Genomic DNA, 20,564 nt, shown 5'->3' with positions numbered 1-20,564 from the left:
GGCAACGCCCTCCCCCTCGCCGACGCCTCCGCCGAGGGTGCCGAGCGACTTCCTCGACGAGCTGCTCGCCTGAGCCCGGGTGCGCGCGCACCCGGGCTCAGGCGCGAACTACGGCTGCCACCAGGGGCGCAGCGGCACGGTCCAGGCGCCGTCGGAACCCAGCTTCACCCCGAGCACGTGATGCAGCTGCACCACATTGCGCTGGAAGCCGAGCCTGCACCCGGCCATGTACAGGCCCCACACCTTCGCGGTGCCCTCGCCGACCTCGGCGACGCACGCGTCCCAGTTCTCGACCAGGTTCTTGCACCATTCGTGCAGGGTCAGCGCGTAGTGCTCGCGCAGGTTCTCCTCGTGCAGTACTTCCAGGCCGATGTTCTGGATCTCGGAGACGATGCGGCCCGAGCCGATCAGCTCGCCGTCCGGGAAGACGTAGCGGTCGATGAAATCGCCCGCCTTGGTGGTGCGGGTGTTGTCCGGCCGGGTGATGCAGTGGTTGAGGAACAGGCCGCCGTCGCGCAGCTTGTCCTTGATGTAGCCGAAGTAGAACGGGTAGTTGTGCACGCCGATGTGCTCGGTGAGGCCGATGGAGGAGACCGCGTCGAATTCGCCCTCGGGGATGTCGCGGTAGTCGCTGTGCCTGACCTCGGCCAGCTCGCTCAGGCCCTCCTCGGCGATCTTCTGCTGCGCCCAGGCGGCCTGCTCGGCCGAGAGCGTCGCACCGATCACCTTGACCCCGCGCCGGGCCGCGTAGCGGACCATGCCGCCCCAGCCGCAGCCGATGTCGAGCAGCCGGTCGCCTTCCTTCAGCCGCAGCTTCTCGAAGATCAGCCGGTACTTGTTCTCCTGGGCCTGCTCGAGGGTCCAGTCCGGCTCGCCGTAGACCGCGCAGGTGTAGGTCATCGACGGGCCGAGGACGTACTCGTAGAACTTGTTCGAGACGTCGTAGTGGTGGTGGATGGCCTCGGCGTCGCGAGTCTTGGAGTGGCGCAGGCCTTCCAGGGCGATCCGGCGCCAGCGGGGCAGCGTCTCCTGCGGCGGCGGCGCGATCGGCTTGAGCCGTTCCCAGCCCAGCGAGCGCGCGATGGTGACCAGCGACAGCGCCGACGGGCGATGGAACTTCATCGCCTGCATGGCCTTCAAGAGTTCGTACGGGTCGCCGGGATGCACGCCGTCGGTGACCATGTCGCCGGCGATGTAGGCGCGTGCCATGCCGAGGTCGCCGGGCGCCGAGGCCAGGTAGTTGATGCCGCGTGGCGTCTTGATCTCGAGGGTGTAGGGCGCGGTCTCCGGTCCCGTCGCGCTGCCGTCGTAGGCCTTCAGGCGGATCGGGATCTCACCGTCGATGAGTGTCTCGAACACCTCGGCAATGCTGAGCCGGGTTCCCAGCTCGGCGAATACCTCGGATCGGTCCTTGAATGTCGTCACTTGCGTTGCACCGCCTTCGAATACAGATTCAGCAGTCGTTGGTCCGGGTCGTAACGGTTCTTCAGTGCGGCATACGTCTCGCCGCCGTACAGCGCGGCGAATTCGTCCTCGGCGTAGTAGGAATCCGAGTACAGCGATTTGTGCCCGTCGAATTCGGACACGATCTTCTCGATCGCGCGGTTGGCCGCCCCCTCCGGTTGGCCCGGCTTGCTCGGGACGGCCGACCAGAATCCGACATTGACGTAGGTGCGCCCTGGTTCGAGCGGATACAGCGGCCACGGACGGTCGCCCGCCGGGTCGGCCGCGTTCTCCCGCAACCGCAACGGGCACAACCAGATCGGCTCGATCGGTATTTCCTTCAGGAACCATTCGACGAAGTCGGCGGTGCGGTGCACCGGCACCTCGATGTCCTGGACCACCCGTTCCTGCGGCGGGTTGCCCTTGCGGGCCTCCAGGCGGTCGCCGATGTGGTACTTGCGGTCGAGGGCGACGAGTTTCCAGTAGAAACTGCTGCGGCGCAGCGACTTCGGCCAGAAGCGGCGGATCTTCGGGTTCTGGGTGCCGAAGGCGCGCGAGCACCAGAACCAGTCGGTATCCCAGCGCCACAGGTAGTCGTGGATGGTCAGCCGGTCCGGTTTCACTCCGTTGGGGTGCTGGATGGACCGGTAATAGATGTCCATGCCGGTGTAGTCGCTGACCGGGCCCGGCTCGTCGGTCTGCCTGCCGAGGGTCAGGTAGCTCTCGGTCGCGGTGAACACGACGCCGTCGAGGTAGTCGACCTGCTCGCCGTCATAGCTGCGCTCGGTGACGATGCGCTCCAGCTCGGCTTCCAGCTCGCGCAGGTCGTGGAAGCGCACGTGGCGCAGCGCGACATAGGGCTTGACGGGTTCGAGCTCGATCTTCAAGCGGACCGTGTAACCCAGGGTGCCGTAGGAATTGGGGAAACCCTTGAACAGATCGGCGCGGTCGCCATCCGGCTTGACGGTGATGATCTCGCCGGAACCGGTCAGCACGTCCATTTCCAGCACGGATTCGTGCGGCAGGCCGTTGCGGAACGAGGTCGACTCGATGCCGAGACCGGTGACCGCGCCACCCAGGGTGATGGTCTTGAGCTGCGGAACCACCAGCGGCGCCAGGCCGTAGGGCAGCGTCGCCGTGACCAGGTCCTCATAGGTGGTCATCCCGGCGACGTCGGCGGTTCTGGAATTCGGGTCGACGGCGATCACCTGCCCGAGACCTGACACGTCGAGGCCGGGCGCGGTGGTCGCCGCCCTGGCCCGGAACAAGTTCGACGTCTTCTTCGCCAAGCGGACGACGGCGCCGGGTGGAATGGCGCGATAGCTTGCCAGCAGTCGCTCCACACCCGCTCGGTGCGCGGCATATCCAGACTCGCGTGCGGCCGGTTCGTGGCCGACCCTACCCAAAAGACTCACTGCCACGGGTTCGACGCTAGTACGACCGTGTCCGTCCGGCTACCAGATAACTGCACGCCACGACGAAATGTCACGCATATGTTTCTCTTTTCGCCCAACCTGGTCGGCCGATCCGATCTTGCGCAAGGCAGGATGTAACCAGGTCGAGACATCGCACCCCCGACAAGGAGTCAACAGTGGGACAGGTCAGCGCCAGCAGTTCGATTGTCGTCGCCGCGGATCCGCAGCGCACGCTCGAAGCGATCGGTGACTACGAGACGATCCGTCCGCGCATCCTTTCCTCGCACTACCACGACTACAAGGTCGTCGAGGGCGGTAAGGGCGCGGGCACCGTGGTGGAGTGGACGTTGCAGGCCACCGAGAAGCGTTCGCGCAACGTGCGCGCGAACGTCACGGTGTCGGACTCGATCCTCACCGAGCGCGACGCCAACTCCTCGATGGTCAACACCTGGACCGTCACCCCGGACGGCGCGGGCTCGCAGGTCACCCTCCGCACCACCTGGCAGGGCGCAGGTGGTGTGTCGGGCATCTTCGAGGGCATCTTCGCCCCGCTCGGCCTGAAGAAGATCCAGGCCGAGGTGCTCGCGAACCTGGCGCGCGAGCTCGCCTGAGCGTTACTCCTTGCCGATGTCGAAGAGATTTCCTTCGGGGTCGGCGAGGGTGACCCACTGCTGGCCGTACTCGTCGAAGTCGCCGATGTGCTTGGCGCCCAAGCTGATCGCGCGCTCGACGTAGTCGCGCCACTGGACGGAGTGGAAGTCCAGGTGCACGACGTTCTTGCCCGGCGTCTTGTCGGGCACCTTGATGAACATCAGCACCGGCGAGGCGCCGGAGGTCTGGCCGACGGTGGCGAAGAACGCCGAGGCCTCCGGGTCGACGGGCCGGTCGAGCAGCTGGGCGTAGAACTCGGCCAGCGCGGTCGCGTTGTCGCAGTCGAACGTGACATTGCCAAGGGCGAGGGTCATCGGGTTTCTCCTTCGGTGATCGGCCAGCACACTTCGGTGCGGTAGTCGGCCGGGTTATCGGTGAGGTCAGGTCCGACGAGATAGCGCTCGCGGACCGGTTCGTCGGGGGCGACGGTGTCGTGCTCGGCGACATGGCTGCCCAGCGCGCCGTAGGTGCGGTCGAAGTCCTCGAACGCGCCCGTGTGCACGGCGACGGCGAAGCGGCGGGCCGGGAATTCGGTGATCGCCAGCCCGTCGGGCGGGGTGAGCTCGGTGCCGGGCGGCAGCGGTACGTACGCGGTGACGGCGCCGGTGTCCTCGGCGAAGAACTCCGTCGAATAGGTCGCGCCCGCAACACCTCCCGGTGTCACGCCCGCACCGAGCAGGCTCACGTACAGCTGTTCGAACGTGACGCCGCACCACTGCGCGATCGCGCCGCGTTCGACCCGCTCGGTGCGGGTGAGCGCGGTGAACGCCGGCTCGACCCGATAGTCGACGCGCAGCGGCGGCGCGGGCTCGGTGAGCAGCGCGCGCAGCGACGCGACGACCTCGCGGGTCCGCAGTAGTTCGGCTTCCATCCTGGTCAGATGCGCGCGCAGGGTGGCGTCGCGGTCGGCCGGGTCGGCGGCGGCGAGCACAGTGCGGATCTGCGGCAGCGGCATGTCCAGGTCGCGGAGTCTGCGGATCAGGTGCGCCGTCTCCACCTGGTCGGTGCAGTAGCGGCGGTACCCGGTGCCCGCGTCCACCGCGACCGGCTCCAGCAGCTCGATCTCGTGGTAGTAGCGCAGCGTCTTGACGCTCAGATGGGTGAGGCGGGCGAACTCGCCGATCGCCACGGTGGCTGTCATGAGAATCAGCCAACACCCTCCAGCGGGGGGAGGGTCAATATCGACTCACGCGGGCGCGAGGATGAACGCGGTGATCAGCGGCCACTCGCCCTCGCGCCACCACGAATAGCCGAACCAGACACCCGGGGTGATCTCGCGGATCTCGTCGTAGACCTGCGGTGTCGGTGACGGGGCGTAGTTCAGTGCCCAGGCGGGACGGCCGTCGAGGATGGACGGCGCCTGGTAGACATCGGCGGGAAACGCCTCGGTGCCGACCACCCGGTTGGTCAGGGTGCCGCCGTCGGGGCCGGTGCGGAACACCTTGCCGGTCCACAGGGCGGGCGCCACCGCCACCAGCTGCGGCGGGCGGGTCACCCAGCCGTTGGTGACACCCGTCGGCACTGCGCCCGCCTGCGCGTCGCGGTAGATCTGGTCCTGCTGGGTGACACTGCAGCGAGTACGCAGCGAATTGAGGGTCGCCGCGGAATTGCCGGGATCGACAACGCAGCCGTTCCCGTAGTCGGCGCGCTCCGCGGCAGGCTCGGCCGACGCGGTGACCGGTGCTAGAACGAGCAGGCCAACGGCTGACACCGAGACGGTGATCAGGGACGCGCGGATGACACTCATCTGTTCTCCCTAGAATTGCTGAACCTGGATCCGACCCCGATCGATCCTAGGCGTGAGGCCCATCCCCGGATCTGTTGCGGGCAGGCAGCAATCAAGCTGTTACCAGGAAGGTCACGGATAACGGCACGGTCGGTAGGCGCCACCGCGGCGGCGGGTGTGGGAGTATCCCGGCGGCGCGTGAGGGCTACGCTTGACGCGGACGAAACTTCTGGAGAGGACGTGCTGTGCAACCCGGTGATGGTCAGTTCGATATGCAGGCCCTGCTCGCGCAAGCCCAGCAGATGCAGCAGGCGGTGATGCAGGCCCAGGCCGAGCTCGCCGAGTCCGAGGTGCAGGGGCAGGCCGGTGGCGGTCTGGTCCAGGCGACCATCAAGGTCAGCGGTGAGGTCATCGCGCTGACGATCGACCCGAAGATCGTCGATCCCACCGATGTCGACGGCCTGCAGGACCTGGTGATCGGCGCGATCAACGACGCCATGGCCAACGCGCAGAAGCTGGCCGCCGAGCGTCTCGGCCCGCTCTCGCAGGGCCTCGGCGGCGGTTCGATGCCCGGTCTGCCCGATTTCTGATGTATGAGGGGCCGGTTCAGGATCTGATCGACGAGCTGGGCAAGCTGCCCGGCGTCGGTCCGAAGAGCGCACAGCGCATCGCTTTTCACCTGCTGCAGGTGGAACCGCCGGAGATCGACCGGTTGCAGGCCGCGCTGCAGAAGGTGCGCGACGGCGTGCAGTTCTGCGTCTCGTGCGGCACCGTGGCCGATGGTGAGCTGTGCCGGATCTGTGCCGACCCGCGCCGCGACCGCACGATGATCTGTGTGGTCGAGGAACCCAAGGATGTGCAGGCGATCGAGCGCACTCGCGAGTTCCGTGGTCGCTACCACGTGCTCGGCGGTGCGCTCGATCCGCTCAGCGGCGTCGGCCCCGATCACCTGCGGATCAGGGAACTGCTGACCCGCATCGGCAATCAGGACGACGGCGTCGACGTGAGCGAGGTGATCATCGCGACCGACCCGAACACCGAGGGCGAGGCGACGGCCACCTACCTGGTGCGCATGCTGCGCGATTTCCCCGGGCTCACCGTCACCCGGCTGGCTTCCGGTCTGCCGATGGGCGGCGATCTGGAGTTCGCCGACGAGCTGACGCTCGGCCGCGCGCTGTCGGGCAGGCGGGCGCTCTAGAACTCCACGCGGGTCCAGGTCACCTCGGCACCGGCGTCGTGGTTCTCGGTGGTCCAGTCCCAGATGATGCGGGCGACCTGCGCCGGATCCTCGACGGTGGTGCCGAAGTGCTTGTCGGGCGAGCCGTCGCGGTATTCGACGGTGTAGGGGCCCGTCGGGTCGCGGTAGGTCTGGATGTAGCGCTGCTCGCCGCGTTCGACGATCAGGTACGGGTTCGGGTCGGCCAGTCCGGCGACCCACTGGTGCGCCAATTCCTCGGTGAGATACGGGAATTCGCCTGCGCCACCGTGGGTGACGGCGACCGGCACGTGCCCGGCCGGGTCGATCAGCCAGCTCAGCTGCGGGTCGTAGACGGCGTAGCCGCGCGGGGTGGCGAGGTCGAAGAGCAGGGTGCGGACGAAGCCGATCGCGTCGTACGGCGACGGGATGTAGAGCGTGGTCCCGTTCGCGCCGCCGACGGATTCCACGCTGAGGAACGAGTCGTCTACCGGCAGTTCGTTGTTGCGGGCGTTCAACTCGGCCGCGATCTCGGCGATCGCGTCGGACTCCGGCTGACCTTCCTGGGCGGCCAGGTACGCGTCCACCTCGTCGACGGAGGTGGCGACGCCGGACGGCAAGAGGATGTGGTCGTAGCTCACCCGCCCCACCCTACGGGCTGTGACATCGGCGGCTGGCGCCGCGGGTATCGGCCCTGTGACCTCGATTCTTCCCTCCCTCCGGGCACTCCTTCGTCGCACCCTCCGGTCAGTCCAGAATCGAGGGCGGGCCGATACCATTTCCGGTGTGTTTCGACCCGGTGCCCGTCGGGAAACTCCGGTTTCGTCAGGCCACGGCGCACGGGTGGGGTGTGGTCAACTGGGTGCATGGGCATCAAGGTGTCACTCGAGCACCGGACCGCGTACTCCTTCGATCGTCTCGTCGACGTGCATCCGCACGAGGTGCGGCTACGGCCCGCGCCGCATTCGCGGACGCCGATCGAGGCCTACTCGCTGCGGGTGTCACCGCCCGGACACTATGTGAACTGGCAGCAGGACGCGTTCGGCAATTTCGTTGCGCGGCTGGTGTTCCCGGAGCCGACCCGGGAGTTGTCGATCACCGTGGGGTTGATCGCCGATCTCGAGGTGGTCAACCCGTTCGACTTCTTCGTCGAGGACTACGCCGAGCATTTCCCGTTCGCCTATCCCGAGGCGCTGGCCGCCGACCTGGAGCCGTATCTGCGCCCGGTCGACGAGGCGGAGCCGGGATCGGGGCCGGGGGAGCTGTTGCGCGACTGGGTGCGGGTGCATCGCGCGCAGGGCCGTATCCGTTCCATCGACTACCTGGTCGAACTCAACTACGCCCTGCGCAACACCGTCGACTACACGGTGCGGATGGAGCCGGGCGTGCAGACGCCCGACGACACGCTGCGCCGCCGGCTCGGTTCCTGCCGTGATTCGGCGTGGCTGCTCGTCGCCATCCTGCGCGAACTCGGCCTGGCGGCGCGTTTCGTCTCCGGCTACCTGGTGCAGCTGACCGCGGACACGCCCGCGCTGGACGGACCGTCCGGGCCGAGCGCCGACTTCACCGACCTGCACGCGTGGACCGAGGTGTACCTGCCGGGCGCGGGCTGGATCGGCATGGACCCCACCTCCGGCCTGTTCGCGGGCGAAGGACACATCCCGCTCGCCGCGACCCCGCACCCCGGCGCCGCCGCTCCGATCACCGGCGCGACGGGGATCACCGAGGCCACGCTCGAATTCAGCAATGTGGTGCGGCGGGTGCACGAGGACCCGCGAGTCACCCTGCCCTACACCGATTCCCAGTGGGAGCGGATCACCGCGTCCGGCGCGGCCGTCGACAAGCGGATGGCCGCCGCCGACGTTGGCCTGACGATGGGCGGCGAACCGACGTTCGTCTCCATCGACGATCAGATGAGTGCCCAGTGGACCACCGATGCCGATGGCCCGCACAAACGCGAACGCGCCGTCGACCTGGCCGACCGCCTGCGCTCGATCTACGCGCCGACCGGATTGGTGCAGTACCGCCAGGGCAAGTGGTACCCCGGAGAACCGTTGCCGCGCTGGGAGATCGCCATCGCGTGGCGGGCGGATGGTGAGCCGGTGTGGACCAGGCAGGACCTGCTCGCCGACCCGTGGTCACCAGTCGCGGGCGACCTCGCCGGGCCGTCGCCGGTGTCCGACGCCGCCGCCGGTAATTCGGAAGATGGTGCGGCACAGGACCGCGACGGCGCCCCGGTGAACGATGCCGCGTCGCACGATGACGGCGACGGGGCACGTGGCGCTGTACCGGGTGCCGGGTCGCCGGTTGCGGGAGCGAACGGCCGCGACGTCCCACCGGGGCGCGACACGGCGCCGGGCGGACTCGCCCTGGCTGGGGACCGCGCACAGAGCACAGCGGCGCAGCAGCCCAACGCTGCTGCGACCCGACCGGTCGAAGGCCACCCCACCTCTACCGCTGTTCTGCCACGGCGCAATTCGGTGCGTCCCGGTGTCGCTGCGGCTCGATCGCTGATCGCCCATGTCGCCGGCACGCTCGGCTTGCCCGACAGCCAGGTCCGCCCCGCCTTCGAGGACCCACTGGCACGGTTGGCCGCCACCGTCACCGCACCGGTAGGCGAACCGCCGGAGGCCGATCTCGACCCGGCCGAGGATTCGCCCGCTACCCGGCGAGCGCTTCTCGGCCGCCTCGACGAGTCCGTCAACGAGCCGACCGCCTACGTGCTGCCTCTTCACCGCAGGGACGACGGCGTGGGCTGGGCCAGTGCCGACTGGCAGCTGCGTCGCGGTCGCGACGGGGACGATGGTCCCGGCCGGATCGTCCTGACGGACGGTGATTCGCCCGCGGGACTGCGGCTTCCGCTGGACTCGGTGTCCTGGCACACCCCGCCGCCGCTCCCGGAAGCCGATCCACTGTTCCAGGGTCCGCTGCGGCTGCCACGCGCGGAACCACCCGCCGTGCTCGAACCGGCGGACTTCACCCCGACCACCGCGCTCGTGGCCGAGGTGCGGGCGGGGCGGTTGCATGTGTTCCTGCCGCCGGTCGGCGAGCTCGACGACTTCCTCGACCTGATCGCCAAGGTAGAGCAGGCCGTGGTCGCGCTCGGTCAGCCGGTGGTGCTGGAGGGTTACGCGCCACCGAACGACGCTCGGCTGCACACCTTCTCGGTGACGCCCGATCCTGGCGTTATCGAGGTGAACATCATGCCGACCAGCTCGTTCGCCGAGCAGGCCGTGGTGCTCGGCACCCTCTACGAGCAAGCCAGGCTGGCCAGGCTGAGCACCGAGTCGTTCGATGTCGATGGCACCCACGGCGGTACCGGCGGCGGCAACCACATCACCCTGGGCGGGGTCTCGCCCGCGCGCTCGCCGCTGCTGCGCAGGCCCGATCTGCTGGTGTCGATGCTGACCTACTGGCAGCGTCATCCGGCGTTGTCGTATCTGTTCGCCGGCCGTTTCGTCGGCCCGACCTCGCAGGCACCGCGCGCCGACGAGGCGCGCGAGGGCGTGCTGTACGAACTCGAGATCGCCTTCGCCGAGATCGCCCGATTGACCGGCGCGCAGACAGCAGCCGACAAGCCATCCGAAATCCGTTCCGCCCCTTGGCATATCGACCGCGCCCTGCGGCATCTGCTGACCGATCTCACCGGCAACACCCACCGCGCCGAGTTCTGTATCGACAAGCTCTACAGTCCCGATTCCGCGCGCGGCAGGCTCGGCCTGCTGGAACTGCGCGGCTTCGAGATGCCGCCGCATTTCCAGATGGCGATGGTGCAGTCGCTGCTGGTGCGCGGCTTGGTCGCGATGTTCTGGGACAAGCCCTGCCGCGCGCCGCTGCTGCGGCACGGCGACAACCTGCACGGCCGGTACCTGCTGCCGCACTTCCTGATGAGCGATATCGCCGAGGTCGCCGCCGATCTGCGCGCGCACGGCATCGACTTCGACACCAGCTGGCTCGACCCGTTCACCGAATTCCGTTTCCCGCGGATCGGCACCGCGATGATCGGCGACGTCGAACTGGAACTGCGCGGCGCGATCGAACCGTGGCTGACCCTCGGTGAGCAGACCACCGGCCAGGGCACGGCGCGCTATGTCGACTCCTCGGTGGAGCGGTTGCAGGTGCGGGTGGTCGGCGCCGACCGCGGCCGCTACGTGGTGACCTGCAACGGCATGCCGGTACCACTGCTGGCCACCGACAAGACCGATGTGCAGGTGGCGGGCGTGCGCTATCGCGCCTGGCAGCCGCCGAACTCGCTGCATCCGTCCATCACGGTGGACGCGCCGCTGGTGTTCGACCTGGTCGACGCCGCGACCGGCCTCTCACACGGCGGCTGCACCTATCACGTCGTCCATCCCGGCGGCCGCGCCTTCGACGACGCGCCCGTCAACGCGGTGGCCGCGCAGTCGCGCCGCAACCGTCGCTTCGAGGCGGCGGGGCATACGGTGAATCCGATGGATCCCGCCGAGCTCCGTGCGAAGATCGCGGCGCGGTCGACCGATGTCGGTGCGCCGGGCATCCTGGATCTACGTCGCGCGCGCACCGTGTGGGACTGGGCCGACGGCCGGTAGGCGACAACAGGAAGCGAGGTCGGCTCGGTGACTCAGCGCGACGAGGCGCTACGGGACGGGAAGGCACCGGGCGTGCGCGCTCAGGTCGCCGAGCAGTTGGCGCGGTACCGGGCCGAGAGCAAGACGGGGGCGCGCTACGACGAGTGCGGCAGGCCGACCCGGGGCTACTACGACGAACTGGTCGACGGACGTGGCCGGGTGCGGTCGATGTGGTCGGAACTCTCGGCCGACTTCGTCGACCAGGGCATCAGCGGACTCGGCCGGATCGATCACCGGGTCCGCAGACAGATCGAGGACGACGGCGTCACCTACACCGAAGTCGGGCTCGGCGACGACGCGCCGACCCCCATGCCGTGGCGGCTCGACCCGATCCCGCTGCTGGTCTCCGCCGACGACTGGACCCGCCTGGAAACCGGTCTGGTGCAGCGCTCGCTCGTGCTCGACGAGGTGCTCACCGATGTCTACGGCCCGCGCAGGCTGATCGCCTCCGGTCTGCTGCCGCCGGAGATCGTGTTCGGCAACACCGGGTATGTGCGGGCCGCGCACGGCATCACCATCCCCGGCACCCACCAGCTGTTCCTGCACGCCTGCGACATCAGTCGCTGGAGCGACGGGCAGTTCCGGGTGCTGGCCGACTGGGCGCAGGCGCCGTCGGGCGCGGGCTACGCGCTGGCCGACCGCCGCGTCGTCGCCTCGGCGATCCCCGAGGCGTTCGAGCACGCGGGCCCGCGCCCGCTCACCCCGTTCGCGCGGGCCATGCGGCTGATGCTCGAGGAAGCCGCGCCCGAGCTGGCCGACGGCGAGGAACCGGTCGTCGTCGTGCTGAGCCCGGGCTCGCATTCCGAAACCGCGTTCGACCAGGCCTATCTCGCGCAGACGCTCGGCTTCCCGCTGGTCGAGAGCGCCGACCTGGTCGTGCGCGACGGCGCGCTGTGGATGCGCTCGCTCGGCAGTCTGGAACGGGTCGACGTGGTGCTGCGCCGCGTCGACGCCGAGTTCTCCGATCCGCTCGACCTGCGTCCCGATTCGCGTCTCGGCGTGGTCGGGCTGGTCGAGGTCCTGCGCCGCGGCGCTGTCACGGTGGTCAACACCCTCGGCAGCGGCCTGCTGGAATCGCCCGCGCTGAGCGCGTTCCTGCCGCGGATCGCCCGCTCGGTCCTCGGCACCGACCTGCAGCTCGACGGGATGCCCGCCTACTGGGGCGGCGACGACACCGAGCGCGCGCACCTCGTCGCGCACCTCGGTGACCTGGTGATCCGTTCCGCCGTCGACGGATCGACGATCTTCGGGCCGAGCCTGGCCGCCGCCGAACGCGCGGAACTCGCCGCGCGGATCGAGGCCGAGCGGTGGAAATGGGTCGGGCAGGAACCCGCCGAGTTCTCGGTCGCGCCCGCGGTCGAAGGAGAGGCGGGGATCGCGCCTGCCCCGGTCGGCATGCGGTTGTTCTCGCTGGCCCGGCGCGGTGGCTATACGGCCATGTCGGGTGGGCTCGGCCAGCAGCGGATGCGGCTGGAACCGACGCGCAGCGTGATCAAGGTGGCGGCCAAGGATGTCTGGGTGCGCGCCGCGCCTGCGACCGCGCCCGCCGTCGGCGCCGACGCGCCGCACGAGGAACGGCTGCGCCGGGCCGTGCCGGTCGTCGAGGCGATCAGTTCGCCGCGTGTGCTCAACGATCTGTTCTGGATGGGCCGCTACAGCGAACGCGCCGAAGCGGTGGTCCGGTTGCTCGCGGCGACCCACGACGTCTATCAGGACTACCGGTACCGGCCTTGGCTGGAAGGCGCCGAGGCGTTGCCGATTCTGATGCGGGCGTTGTCGGTGACCACGGGCACGGTCGCGCCGGAATCGGTGTTGCCCAACGTGACCAGGCCTGTCGGCGCGCTGGTCAGGGTGGAGCCACAGGCCGGCGATGGGGCGAGTTCCAGCGCGCCGGACGCCGCCACACCGGGCCGGTCCTCGAACTCGAAGGACGGGGAGATCACCAGTGCGGAGTCTGCCGAGGCGGATTCCGATGACGAGCAGTCCTCGCCGTGGGAGCGCGCGGGGACGAGTGCGCTGGCCCGTGCCCTGCGCACCACGGGAAGTGCGGCCGAGCGCGGCACGGAGTCCGCGGAGGATGACCGTGACGATCGCGAGCGCCAGGATCAGGTGAAAGCCACCGCACGCCCCAAGGTTTCGGGCAAGCCGGTCAGCGCGGAACCCCGCGCCGTCGCCGGCGCCTCCGCCGCGGGCTTCCAATACCTGGCCACGCTCACCGGCGACCGGCATCTGCCCGGCTCGCTGTCCTACGCCGTCGACCACTACGGTTCGGCGGCGCGCGCCGTGCGCGACCAGCTCTCCGGTGATACCTGGATGATCGTCGGCGCCGTCGATCGCGCGCTGGCCGAATTCCGGAGTGCCAGTACCGAACAGGAGACCGCGCTGTCCTCGGTGCACTCGCTGTCGCTGGCCGCGCTGCTGTCCCTTTCCGGCATCGGCGCGGAATCGCTGGTGCGTGACACCGGCTGGTATGTCATGGACATCGGCAAACGGATCGAACGCGGACTCGCGCTGACCTCGCTGCTCAATGCCGCACTGGCGCAGGCGAGTCCGCCCGAGGTGGAGCGGGTGGTCACCGATTCGGTGCTCGTCGCCACCGAGTCCGCGGTGAGTTACCGCCGCCGCCACCGTGGTTCGGCGCATGTCGCCGCGCTGGCCGGGCTGCTGCTGTTCGACGCGGGCAACCCGCGATCGCTGGTGTACCAGCTCGACCGCCTCGAAGCCGATTTCCAGGCGCTGCCGGGAGGTTCCGGCGCGTCCAGGTCACAGCGGTTGCTCGCCGACGCCCAGCGCATGCTGCGCCGCATCGACCCGGCCGAGCTGGAAACCACCGACGCCGACGGCGTGCGCACCGAGCTGGTGGAACTGCTGGAGGGGGTGCACTTGCGGCTGCGTAAGCTGTCGGAGTCGTTCGAGACGACCAAACTCGCTGTACCGGTGGCTATCCAGCCGCTGTGGGGCAACACCAGGATGGTCGGATGAGCAGGCGGTACCGGGTGGTGCACCGCACCACCTACAGCTACTCCGACGAGGTCACCAGTTCCTATGGCCGCGCGTATCTGACCCCGCGTGAATTCGGCGGTCAGCGGCTGCTCGAGCACGACATCTACATCGACCCGGTGCCGTCGGACCGATCCGTCGGCACCGACGTCTACGGCAATACGACGACGTATTTCCATGTGACATCGGAACATCGGAGGCTCGAGGTCACCGGCGAATCGCTCGTCGACGTCGACGTCGACCATCCGTCGACGATGCCGGGCGCCGACCTGCCGTGGGAGCGGGCACGGCCGAGCGCCGCCACCGGTCCGCTGGCCGTCGAGTTCACCCTCGACCTGTTGCCGCCCGAGATCACCCCGGAGGTCGTCGCCTACGCCGCGCGGAGTTTCCCGGCGGGCAGGCCGCTGCTGGACGCGGTCACCGAGCTGAACACCCGCATCCACGAGGATTTCCGGTATCGCTCCGGCTCGACGACCGTGAGCACCAGCGTCGCCGACGTCTTCGCCGCGCGCGAGGGTGTCTGCCAGGACTTCGCCCGGATCGGCGCGGCCTGCCTGCGGTCGCTGGGGCTGGCCGCGCGCTACGTCTCGGGGTACCTCGCCACCGATCCACCGCCGGGCAAGGAACGCATGGTCGGGGTCGACGCCACGCACGCGTGGGCCGCTGTCTGGCTGCCGGGCACCGACGAGACCGACCGCACCGGCCGCTGGATCGCCTTCGACCCCACCAACGATCAGTTCGCCGACGAGCGCTACGTGACCGTGGCCTGGGGGCGCGATTACCAGGATGTTCCGCCGCTGCGTGGCATCATCTACACCGACGCCAAACAGTCCACGATCACGGTCTCGGTCGATGTAGCCCCGGTGGAGGTGTAGTCCCTTGCGTGATTTCGTCTGCCCGAATTGCGGACAGCAGCTGGCTTTCGAGAATTCGGTGTGCCTGTCGTGCTCGAGCCCGCTCGGATTCAGCCTGCGGGAACGGGCGCTGGTGGTGATCGGCTATCCGCCTGGCGACGCGGCGATCGATCACGCGGGTGGCGTCGTCTGCGGGGACCGGTTCCGGTTGTGCGACAACCTGCATGTGGCGCAATGCAATTGGCTGGTTTCGCGATCCGGCGACACCGCGGGGCCGATGCTGTGCGAGTCGTGCGCGCTCACCCGCACCCGGCCCAACGACGCCGACGCCGACGGCCTCGCCGCGTTCGCCGAGGCCGAGGCGGCCAAGCGGCGGTTGATCTTCGAGCTGGTCGAACTCGGGCTTCCGATCGTCGGCCGGGACGCCGATCCCGAGCACGGCCTCGCCTTCGACCTGCTCTCCAGCCGCACCGACGGCGTGCGCACCGGCCATATCGACGGCGTCGTCACCCTCGACCTGGCCGAGGCGAGCGACCCGCACCGCGAGCAGCTGCGGATCGAGATGGACGAGCCCTACCGGACCCTGCTCGGCCACTTCCGGCACGAGATCGGCCACTACTACTTCACTGTGCTGGTCACCGGATACGAAGCGCTGCAACGGTTCCGCGATCTGTTCGGCGATCCGTTCGCCGACTACCAGGAGGCGCTGAACCGGCATTATTCGCAGGGCGCGCCGCCCGGCTGGGAAGACGACTACGTGTCGTCCTACGCCACCATGCACGCCGCCGAGGACTGGGCCGAGACCTTCGCCCACTACCTGCACATCCGCGACACCCTCGACACCGCGGCCGCCTTCGGGATCGCCCCGGCGGGCGCCACCCTGGATCGGCCGCAGGTCGGGCGCGCCGGCTTCGACAAGATCATCGAGCTGTGGTTGCCCCTGGCCTGGTCGCTGAACATGGTCAACCGCTCGATGGGACACGACGATCTCTATCCGTTCGTCCTGCCCGATCATGTCCTGGAGAAGATGCGCTTCGTGCACGAGCTGTGTGAGCGCAGCAACGCGACGTCCGAGGAATCCGTGGTGGCGTAATACCCTGATTTCACTGCGATGTGGGTCACAGCTGTTTACGCTCTCTCATTGAGACGAACGAGTCTCAAACCCGGTTCTCCGGGCTGCTCGATGAGGATGGCTATGAACTCACCGCTGATATCCGTCGGATTGCCACTGGCCCTTGCCGTGGTCATGTTCGGACTGGGTCTGTCGCTCACCACCGCCGATTTCGCGCGCATCGCGAAGAACCCGCGGATCGCCGCCATCGCCCTGGTCTGCCAGCTGATCGCGCTGCCGATCGTCGCGTTCGGGCTGGTGCTGCTGTTCGATCTGCAACCGCTCCTTGCGGTCGGCATGATGCTGCTCGCCGCGTCGCCGGGCGGGACGACGGCGAACCTGTTCAGCCATCTGTTCCGCGGGGACGTCGCGCTCAACGTGTCGCTGACCGCGGTCAACTCCGTCATCGCCGTCGTCACGGTCCCGCTGGTGACCAACTTCGCGATCGGCTACTTCGACCCGGCCGAGACCGGCGAGTCGGTCGGGCTGCAGTTCGGCAAGGTGGTCCAGGTGTTCGCCATCGTGCTCGTCCCGGTGGGCATCGGCATGCTGGTGCGCCGCTGGGCGCCCGCGTTCGCCGAACGGATGGACCGCCCGGTGCGGATCGGCTCGGCAGTCATCCTGCTGCTGGTGATCGTCGGCTCGCTGACCGCCGAATCCGAGGATTTCTCTCGGCATTTCCCCCGGATCAGCGCGATCACCGTGCTGTTCTGCGTGATCAGCCTGACCATCGGGTTCTTCGTGCCGCGGCTGCTCGGCGCGACGGGTCGCCAGTCCATCGCCTGCTCGATGGAGGTCGGCGTCCACAACAGCACGATCGCCATCACCATCGCGCTGAGCGTTCTGGACAGCACCGAGATGGCCGTGCCCGCGGCGATCTACGGCATCCTGATGTTCCCGACGGCCGCCGTCTTCGGTTTCCTCATCACCCGCAAACAGCCACGGGTGGCGGTCGCCACGGCCGAGTGAGTCCACCGGCGCGTAGACAGGTGCGCACCACCGGACTAACCTCTTAGCTAAGGAGGCGTCATGGCAGGGAACGCGGCGGAGCAATTCAACATTCACGACGCGAAGACGAACCTGTCACGCATCATCGAGCGGGTGGAGCAGGGGGAGGAAATCGTGATCAGTCGTGCCGGAACTCCGGTCGCCAAGGTGGTGCCGTTGACTCGCCGGGTCAATCGGACCGGCCGTGGCTCGCTACGCGGTCGGCTCGAGTTGCCGCCGGGCTGGGACTCGCCCGAGACCAATGCCGAAATCGCCCGCGACTTCGACGCATGAGCCTGCTGCTGGACACCCACGTCATCCTGTGGTGGCTCACCGACGATCCCACCCTGGACGCCGAGCTTCGCGGACGGCTCGACCACGATCCCGACGTCTACGTCAGCTCGGCCTCGGTCTGGGAGATCGCGATGAAGCAGGCGTCGGGAAAGCTGGCCGGTCCGGCCGACTTGCCTGAACGGGTGGTCGGGAGCGGGTTCCTGCCGCTACCGATCGATGCCAGGCACACGATCGAAGCGGCCCGGCTTCCGCTGCTCCACCGCGATCCGTTCGATCGGATTCTGGTGGCGCAGGCCCGGTGTGAGGAGCTGACGCTCGTCACCCGGGACCCGTACTGCCTTCGGTACGACGTAGTTTCGCTACCGTGCTGACGATCCGCTAGGCGTACCTCCGCCTTCGCTCCGGCCATGCGCGAAAGACTGAGGAACGCTGTCGCGACTGCGTCTCTTAGGCGCGGAGGCGTTCGCGGCGGAGGCGGTCGACCTCGGGGAGGTCGAGGGGGGCGAGGTCGGCGGGGGAGATGCCGAGGGCTCGGGCGATGAGGAGGTCGGCCAGTTCGGGGTTGCGGGCGAGGGCGGGGCCGTGGAGGTAGGTGCCGATGACCGAGCCTTGGACTACGCCTTCGGTGCCGTCGCCGACGCCGTTGCCGACGCCTCGGGTGACCTTGGCGAGGGGGGCGGCGTCGGGGCCGAGGCTGGTGCCGCCGCGGTGGTTCTCGAAGCCGGTCAGTGGGGCGGAGAGGCCGTCGAGGACGGGGGTGGTGGTGACTTCGCCGATCGCGCGGGTGGCCTGGGGGGAGGTGGTGACGTCGAAGAGGCTGACGCCGTCGACCTTTTCGCCCGCCGAGGTCTCGTACCAGTTGCCGAGCACCTGGATGGCGGCGCAGATGGCGAGGACGGGAGCGCCCTTGGCGGCGGCCTGCTGCAGGCCGGGGTACTTCTGCAGGTGCCGGGTGGCCAGGCGCTGGGCGGAGTCCTCGGCGCCGCCGAGGGTGTAGATGTCGAACGAGTCCGGCACCGGGTCGGCGAGGGTGATCTCGACGATCTCGGCGTCGTAGCCGCGCATGCGCAGCCGCTGGCGCAGGACGAGCGCGTTGCCGCCGTCGCCGTAGGTGCCCATCACGTCGGGCAGAACCAGTCCGATGCGGATGGTCGACTCGCTCATGCTGTTGCCTCCTGGCATGCTCGGGCGCCCTCCGTGGTTACGCGGGCTGCCGCCTCCGGGCGCTGACCGATCATGCCTGTGCCTCCAGGTCACGGTTGAGATCGCGGAACGCGGTGTAGTTGGCCAGCACCTCGACGTGCCCGGCCGGGCAGGAGGCGATGGCGCGCAGCGGGTCGGGCACGAGGGTGTGCTCGACGCCGGCGTAGGTCAGGCGCACCGCGAGGTCGGTGGCGCGTTCGCCGGCCGCCACGACCTGCACGCCTTCGAAGTGCTCGAACCGCACGTCCCACAGCCAGGACAGGTCCTCGCCGTCGGGCACCTGCCCGTTGACCGCGATCACCAGACCGGCCGAGGTCGGCTCGATCATCGACAGCGCTTCCTGCCAGCCCGCGGGGTTCTTGGCCAGCAGCAGCCGCGCGTCGTGCTCGCCGACGGTGACGGTGCGGTAGCGGCCCGCGATCTCGCGCACGGTGCCGGTGGCGTCGGTCGCCTTCGTCGCCTCGGCGCCCATCGCCACTGCCGCGGCGACCGCCTGCGCCGCATTGCCGCGGTTGGCGCGACCGGGCAGCGCCAGGTGCAGGGGAGCGCGGAAACCGTCGGGACCGCACAGGTCTTCGCCCTCGAGCCACCAATCCGGCTGCGGGCGATGGAAATCGGCGCCGGTCGAGCGCCAGTTCTCGCCCTCCCAGACGATCGGCTCGCCACTGCGCGGACAACTCGTCGCGTCGACGGCCCAGCCGCTGCCCGCCGACACCCACACGACCTTGGGGTGGTCGTAGGCGATGGAGGCCACCAGCACGTCGTCGCAGTTGGCGATGACGACGGTGTCGGGATGACGGGCCAGCCCGGCACGCAGCTTGCGCTCGATCATGTTGATCTCGCCGACCCGGTCGAGCTGGTCGCGGCTCAGGTTCAGCAGGACAACGGCCGCCGGGTCGAGCGCGTCGCTGACGTGCGGCAGGTGCAGCTCGTCGACCTCGATCGCGGCCAGCGGCACACCCTGGTGTACGCTCAGCGCCGCGACGATGCCCGCGTCCATGTTGGCGCCGTCGGCCTGGGTGGCGACCTGGCCGAGCGTGCCTAGCGCCGCGGTGGTCATCCTGGTGGTGGTCGACTTGCCGTTGGTGCCGGTAATCAGCACCGTCCGCCTGCCGCGCCCGAGCTGCGTCATGATCGTCGGGTCGATCTTCAAGGCGATCAGGCCGCCGATCATCGAACCCTTGCCGCGGCCCGCCTTCTGCGAAGCCCACGACGCTGCCGCCGCCGCTCGCAAAGCCAGGCGCCCACGCACCGAGATGTCTGCCACGCCGCGAGTCTATGTGCGCGACGTCGCGGGCCGCGTGCGGGAGCGGTGTGAGCTCTGTCAGCCCATCCTGGCCGGAGACGTGAGCCGGACCGCTTGCCCGACGAGCGGGAGCTCTGTCAGCCCATCCTCGCGACGAGGGTGCGGACCACTTCGGCGCTGACCTCGTCGCGCCAGATCTGGAAGCGCGCGGGGTTGTCCAGGCCGCCGACCGTGGAGTCGCCGCTGACCGAGAAGGCGAAGTTGCCCCGGTAACAGGCGACCGTGGATTCGATGATCTTGCCGTAGGTGCATTCGGTGGCGCCCCACTCCGGTGCCACCGGGTCGCCGGTGAAGCGCTTCATGTCGGCGTAGTGGGCGGCGACGGCGGCTTCCTCGCCCACCGAGGAGAACGTCACCGTGATCTTGGCGTTGTCCGAGGAATCGGGGAGGTCGGGCAGATCGAAGGTGAACAGGCAGCCGCCCTGGGCGATATTGCGCACCGTTTCGCCGACGAGCTGCACGGTTTGCGGCGTCCGGGTGAGATTCGTGGCCTGCGGCAGGATCGCGGTGATCTCGGCATCGGTGAGCACCGCGCAGGCGTCGGGCCAATTGGCGTCGGTCGCGGGCAGGGTCGCGGTGATGGCTGTGGTCGCGGGCGCCGCCCCGCCGAAGTTGATGCCGGGCGGGCCGACCGGTCCACAGCCGGCCAGAGCGGCCGCCGATACGGCGATCGGCCCGAGCGCACGCCATCCACGCAGATTCACCAGAAATCCCCCCGCTAACACCGTGATTCGCCACCGACGGTGGCTATTGTCGGCCTAACCGGGCGCAG

General features: G+C 68.9%; 19 protein-coding genes. 10 read left to right on the top strand and 9 right to left on the bottom strand.

Features of this window, described 5'->3' with window-relative positions:
- Positions 1 to 108: 108 nt before the first annotated feature.
- Positions 109 to 1,425: a class I SAM-dependent methyltransferase gene (locus tag ACFWF2_RS14650; RefSeq protein WP_379307959.1), complete on the bottom strand. Its 1,317-nt coding sequence runs from the start codon at positions 1,423 to 1,425 to the stop codon at positions 109 to 111.
- Positions 1,422 to 2,858, bottom strand: a complete 1,437-nt coding sequence (locus ACFWF2_RS14645) for an FAD-binding oxidoreductase (RefSeq protein WP_379307963.1) — start codon at positions 2,856 to 2,858, stop codon at positions 1,422 to 1,424. Before ACFWF2_RS14645 ends, ACFWF2_RS14650 begins: the two co-directional genes overlap by 4 nt.
- 176 nt (positions 2,859 to 3,034) lie before the next feature.
- Between ACFWF2_RS14645 and ACFWF2_RS14640 the strand changes: the two genes are divergently transcribed.
- Positions 3,035 to 3,469 carry an SRPBCC family protein gene (locus ACFWF2_RS14640; RefSeq protein ID WP_379307958.1) on the top strand — a complete coding sequence of 145 codons (435 nt, stop codon included), beginning with the start codon at positions 3,035 to 3,037 and terminating at the stop codon, positions 3,467 to 3,469.
- A gap of 3 nt (positions 3,470 to 3,472) precedes the next feature.
- On the opposite strand, the gene ACFWF2_RS14635 is transcribed toward ACFWF2_RS14640, so the two are convergent.
- From ACFWF2_RS14635 to ACFWF2_RS14625, 3 genes are read right to left on the bottom strand one after another with little or no spacing between them, the layout of a single operon-like run.
- Positions 3,473 to 3,823, bottom strand: coding sequence for a VOC family protein (locus ACFWF2_RS14635; RefSeq protein ID WP_379307957.1), 351 nt, complete (start codon positions 3,821 to 3,823; stop codon positions 3,473 to 3,475).
- The gene (locus ACFWF2_RS14630; RefSeq protein WP_379307956.1) at positions 3,820 to 4,650 is read right to left on the bottom strand and encodes a MerR family transcriptional regulator; all 831 of its coding nucleotides are present in this window, start codon (positions 4,648 to 4,650) and stop codon (positions 3,820 to 3,822) included. The genes ACFWF2_RS14635 and ACFWF2_RS14630 overlap by 4 nt, the downstream gene beginning before the upstream one ends.
- A 45-nt stretch (positions 4,651 to 4,695) precedes the next feature.
- On the bottom strand, positions 4,696 to 5,256 hold the full coding sequence (locus ACFWF2_RS14625; RefSeq protein ID WP_379307955.1) for a hypothetical protein: 561 nt from the start codon (positions 5,254 to 5,256) through the stop codon (positions 4,696 to 4,698).
- 224 nt (positions 5,257 to 5,480) lie between these two features.
- Here ACFWF2_RS14625 and ACFWF2_RS14620 point away from each other — a divergent pair, with 224 nt between their 5' ends.
- On the top strand, positions 5,481 to 5,825 hold the full coding sequence (locus ACFWF2_RS14620; protein WP_189032343.1) for a YbaB/EbfC family nucleoid-associated protein: 345 nt from the start codon (positions 5,481 to 5,483) through the stop codon (positions 5,823 to 5,825).
- Entirely contained in the window at positions 5,825 to 6,433 is a 609-nt protein-coding gene (recR, locus tag ACFWF2_RS14615) for a recombination mediator RecR (protein WP_379307954.1), read from the top strand. Before ACFWF2_RS14620 ends, recR begins: the two co-directional genes overlap by 1 nt.
- Here recR and ACFWF2_RS14610 read toward each other — a convergent pair.
- On the bottom strand, positions 6,430 to 7,071 hold the full coding sequence (locus ACFWF2_RS14610) for a hypothetical protein (protein ID WP_379307953.1): 642 nt from the start codon (positions 7,069 to 7,071) through the stop codon (positions 6,430 to 6,432). The two genes, recR and ACFWF2_RS14610, sit on opposite strands and share 4 nt — an antisense overlap.
- Before the next feature lie 225 nt (positions 7,072 to 7,296).
- On the opposite strand from ACFWF2_RS14610, the gene ACFWF2_RS14605 reads away from it, so the two are divergent.
- The 7 genes from ACFWF2_RS14605 to ACFWF2_RS14575 all read left to right on the top strand — a co-directional run bounded on the left by ACFWF2_RS14605 (position 7,297) and on the right by ACFWF2_RS14575 (position 17,654).
- Positions 7,297 to 10,998: a transglutaminase family protein gene (locus ACFWF2_RS14605; protein WP_379307952.1), complete on the top strand. Its 3,702-nt coding sequence runs from the start codon at positions 7,297 to 7,299 to the stop codon at positions 10,996 to 10,998.
- A 27-nt stretch (positions 10,999 to 11,025) separates the two neighbouring features.
- Positions 11,026 to 14,019, top strand: coding sequence for a circularly permuted type 2 ATP-grasp protein (locus ACFWF2_RS14600; RefSeq protein WP_379307951.1), 2,994 nt, complete (start codon positions 11,026 to 11,028; stop codon positions 14,017 to 14,019).
- On the top strand, positions 14,016 to 14,912 hold the full coding sequence (locus ACFWF2_RS14595; protein WP_379307950.1) for a transglutaminase N-terminal domain-containing protein: 897 nt from the start codon (positions 14,016 to 14,018) through the stop codon (positions 14,910 to 14,912). Before ACFWF2_RS14600 ends, ACFWF2_RS14595 begins: the two co-directional genes overlap by 4 nt.
- 4 nt (positions 14,913 to 14,916) lie before the next feature.
- Positions 14,917 to 15,984, top strand: coding sequence for a putative zinc-binding metallopeptidase (locus ACFWF2_RS14590; RefSeq protein WP_379307949.1), 1,068 nt, complete (start codon positions 14,917 to 14,919; stop codon positions 15,982 to 15,984).
- 102 nt (positions 15,985 to 16,086) lie between these two features.
- On the top strand, positions 16,087 to 16,971 hold the full coding sequence (locus tag ACFWF2_RS14585; protein WP_379307948.1) for a bile acid:sodium symporter family protein: 885 nt from the start codon (positions 16,087 to 16,089) through the stop codon (positions 16,969 to 16,971).
- 60 nt (positions 16,972 to 17,031) lie between these two features.
- Complete coding sequence (locus ACFWF2_RS14580) at positions 17,032 to 17,283, top strand: type II toxin-antitoxin system Phd/YefM family antitoxin (RefSeq protein WP_379307947.1); 252 nt, start codon at positions 17,032 to 17,034, stop codon at positions 17,281 to 17,283.
- Complete coding sequence (locus tag ACFWF2_RS14575; protein ID WP_379307946.1) at positions 17,280 to 17,654, top strand: type II toxin-antitoxin system VapC family toxin; 375 nt, start codon at positions 17,280 to 17,282, stop codon at positions 17,652 to 17,654. The genes ACFWF2_RS14580 and ACFWF2_RS14575 overlap by 4 nt, the downstream gene beginning before the upstream one ends.
- Positions 17,655 to 17,730: 76 nt before the next feature.
- Here the strand turns inward: ACFWF2_RS14575 and ACFWF2_RS14570 are convergent, their stop codons facing one another.
- From ACFWF2_RS14570 to ACFWF2_RS14560, 3 genes are all read right to left on the bottom strand, one after another.
- The gene (locus ACFWF2_RS14570; RefSeq protein WP_379307945.1) at positions 17,731 to 18,447 is read right to left on the bottom strand and encodes a type 1 glutamine amidotransferase; all 717 of its coding nucleotides are present in this window, start codon (positions 18,445 to 18,447) and stop codon (positions 17,731 to 17,733) included.
- Between the two features lie 70 nt (positions 18,448 to 18,517).
- Positions 18,518 to 19,753 carry a MurT ligase domain-containing protein gene (locus ACFWF2_RS14565; protein WP_379307944.1) on the bottom strand — a complete coding sequence of 412 codons (1,236 nt, stop codon included), beginning with the start codon at positions 19,751 to 19,753 and terminating at the stop codon, positions 18,518 to 18,520.
- Between the two features lie 116 nt (positions 19,754 to 19,869).
- Positions 19,870 to 20,496, bottom strand: coding sequence for a hypothetical protein (locus tag ACFWF2_RS14560; RefSeq protein ID WP_379307943.1), 627 nt, complete (start codon positions 20,494 to 20,496; stop codon positions 19,870 to 19,872).
- Positions 20,497 to 20,564 lie beyond the last annotated feature (68 nt).

It is taken from the genome of Nocardia sp. NPDC060259, from assembly GCF_042728775.1.
Lineage (GTDB): Bacteria > Actinomycetota > Actinomycetes > Mycobacteriales > Mycobacteriaceae > Nocardia.
This window is presented reverse-complemented; position numbering and strand designations above follow the sequence as displayed.

What these genes read in the sequence shown, in the direction of transcription:
- ACFWF2_RS14635 (WP_379307957.1), bottom strand. Translation starts at nt 3,823, where the DNA reads ATGACCCTCGCCCTTGGCAATGTCACGTTCGACTGCGACAACGCGACC.
- ACFWF2_RS14630 (WP_379307956.1), bottom strand. Translation starts at nt 4,650, where the DNA reads ATGACAGCCACCGTGGCGATCGGCGAGTTCGCCCGCCTCACCCATCTG.
- ACFWF2_RS14625 (WP_379307955.1), bottom strand. Translation starts at nt 5,256, where the DNA reads ATGAGTGTCATCCGCGCGTCCCTGATCACCGTCTCGGTGTCAGCCGTT.
- recR (WP_379307954.1), top strand. Translation starts at nt 5,825, where the DNA reads ATGTATGAGGGGCCGGTTCAGGATCTGATCGACGAGCTGGGCAAGCTG.
- ACFWF2_RS14605 (WP_379307952.1), top strand. Translation starts at nt 7,297, where the DNA reads ATGGGCATCAAGGTGTCACTCGAGCACCGGACCGCGTACTCCTTCGAT.
- ACFWF2_RS14595 (WP_379307950.1), top strand. Translation starts at nt 14,016, where the DNA reads ATGAGCAGGCGGTACCGGGTGGTGCACCGCACCACCTACAGCTACTCC.
- ACFWF2_RS14585 (WP_379307948.1), top strand. Translation starts at nt 16,087, where the DNA reads ATGAACTCACCGCTGATATCCGTCGGATTGCCACTGGCCCTTGCCGTG.
- ACFWF2_RS14580 (WP_379307947.1), top strand. Translation starts at nt 17,032, where the DNA reads ATGGCAGGGAACGCGGCGGAGCAATTCAACATTCACGACGCGAAGACG.
- ACFWF2_RS14575 (WP_379307946.1), top strand. Translation starts at nt 17,280, where the DNA reads ATGAGCCTGCTGCTGGACACCCACGTCATCCTGTGGTGGCTCACCGAC.
- ACFWF2_RS14570 (WP_379307945.1), bottom strand. Translation starts at nt 18,447, where the DNA reads ATGAGCGAGTCGACCATCCGCATCGGACTGGTTCTGCCCGACGTGATG.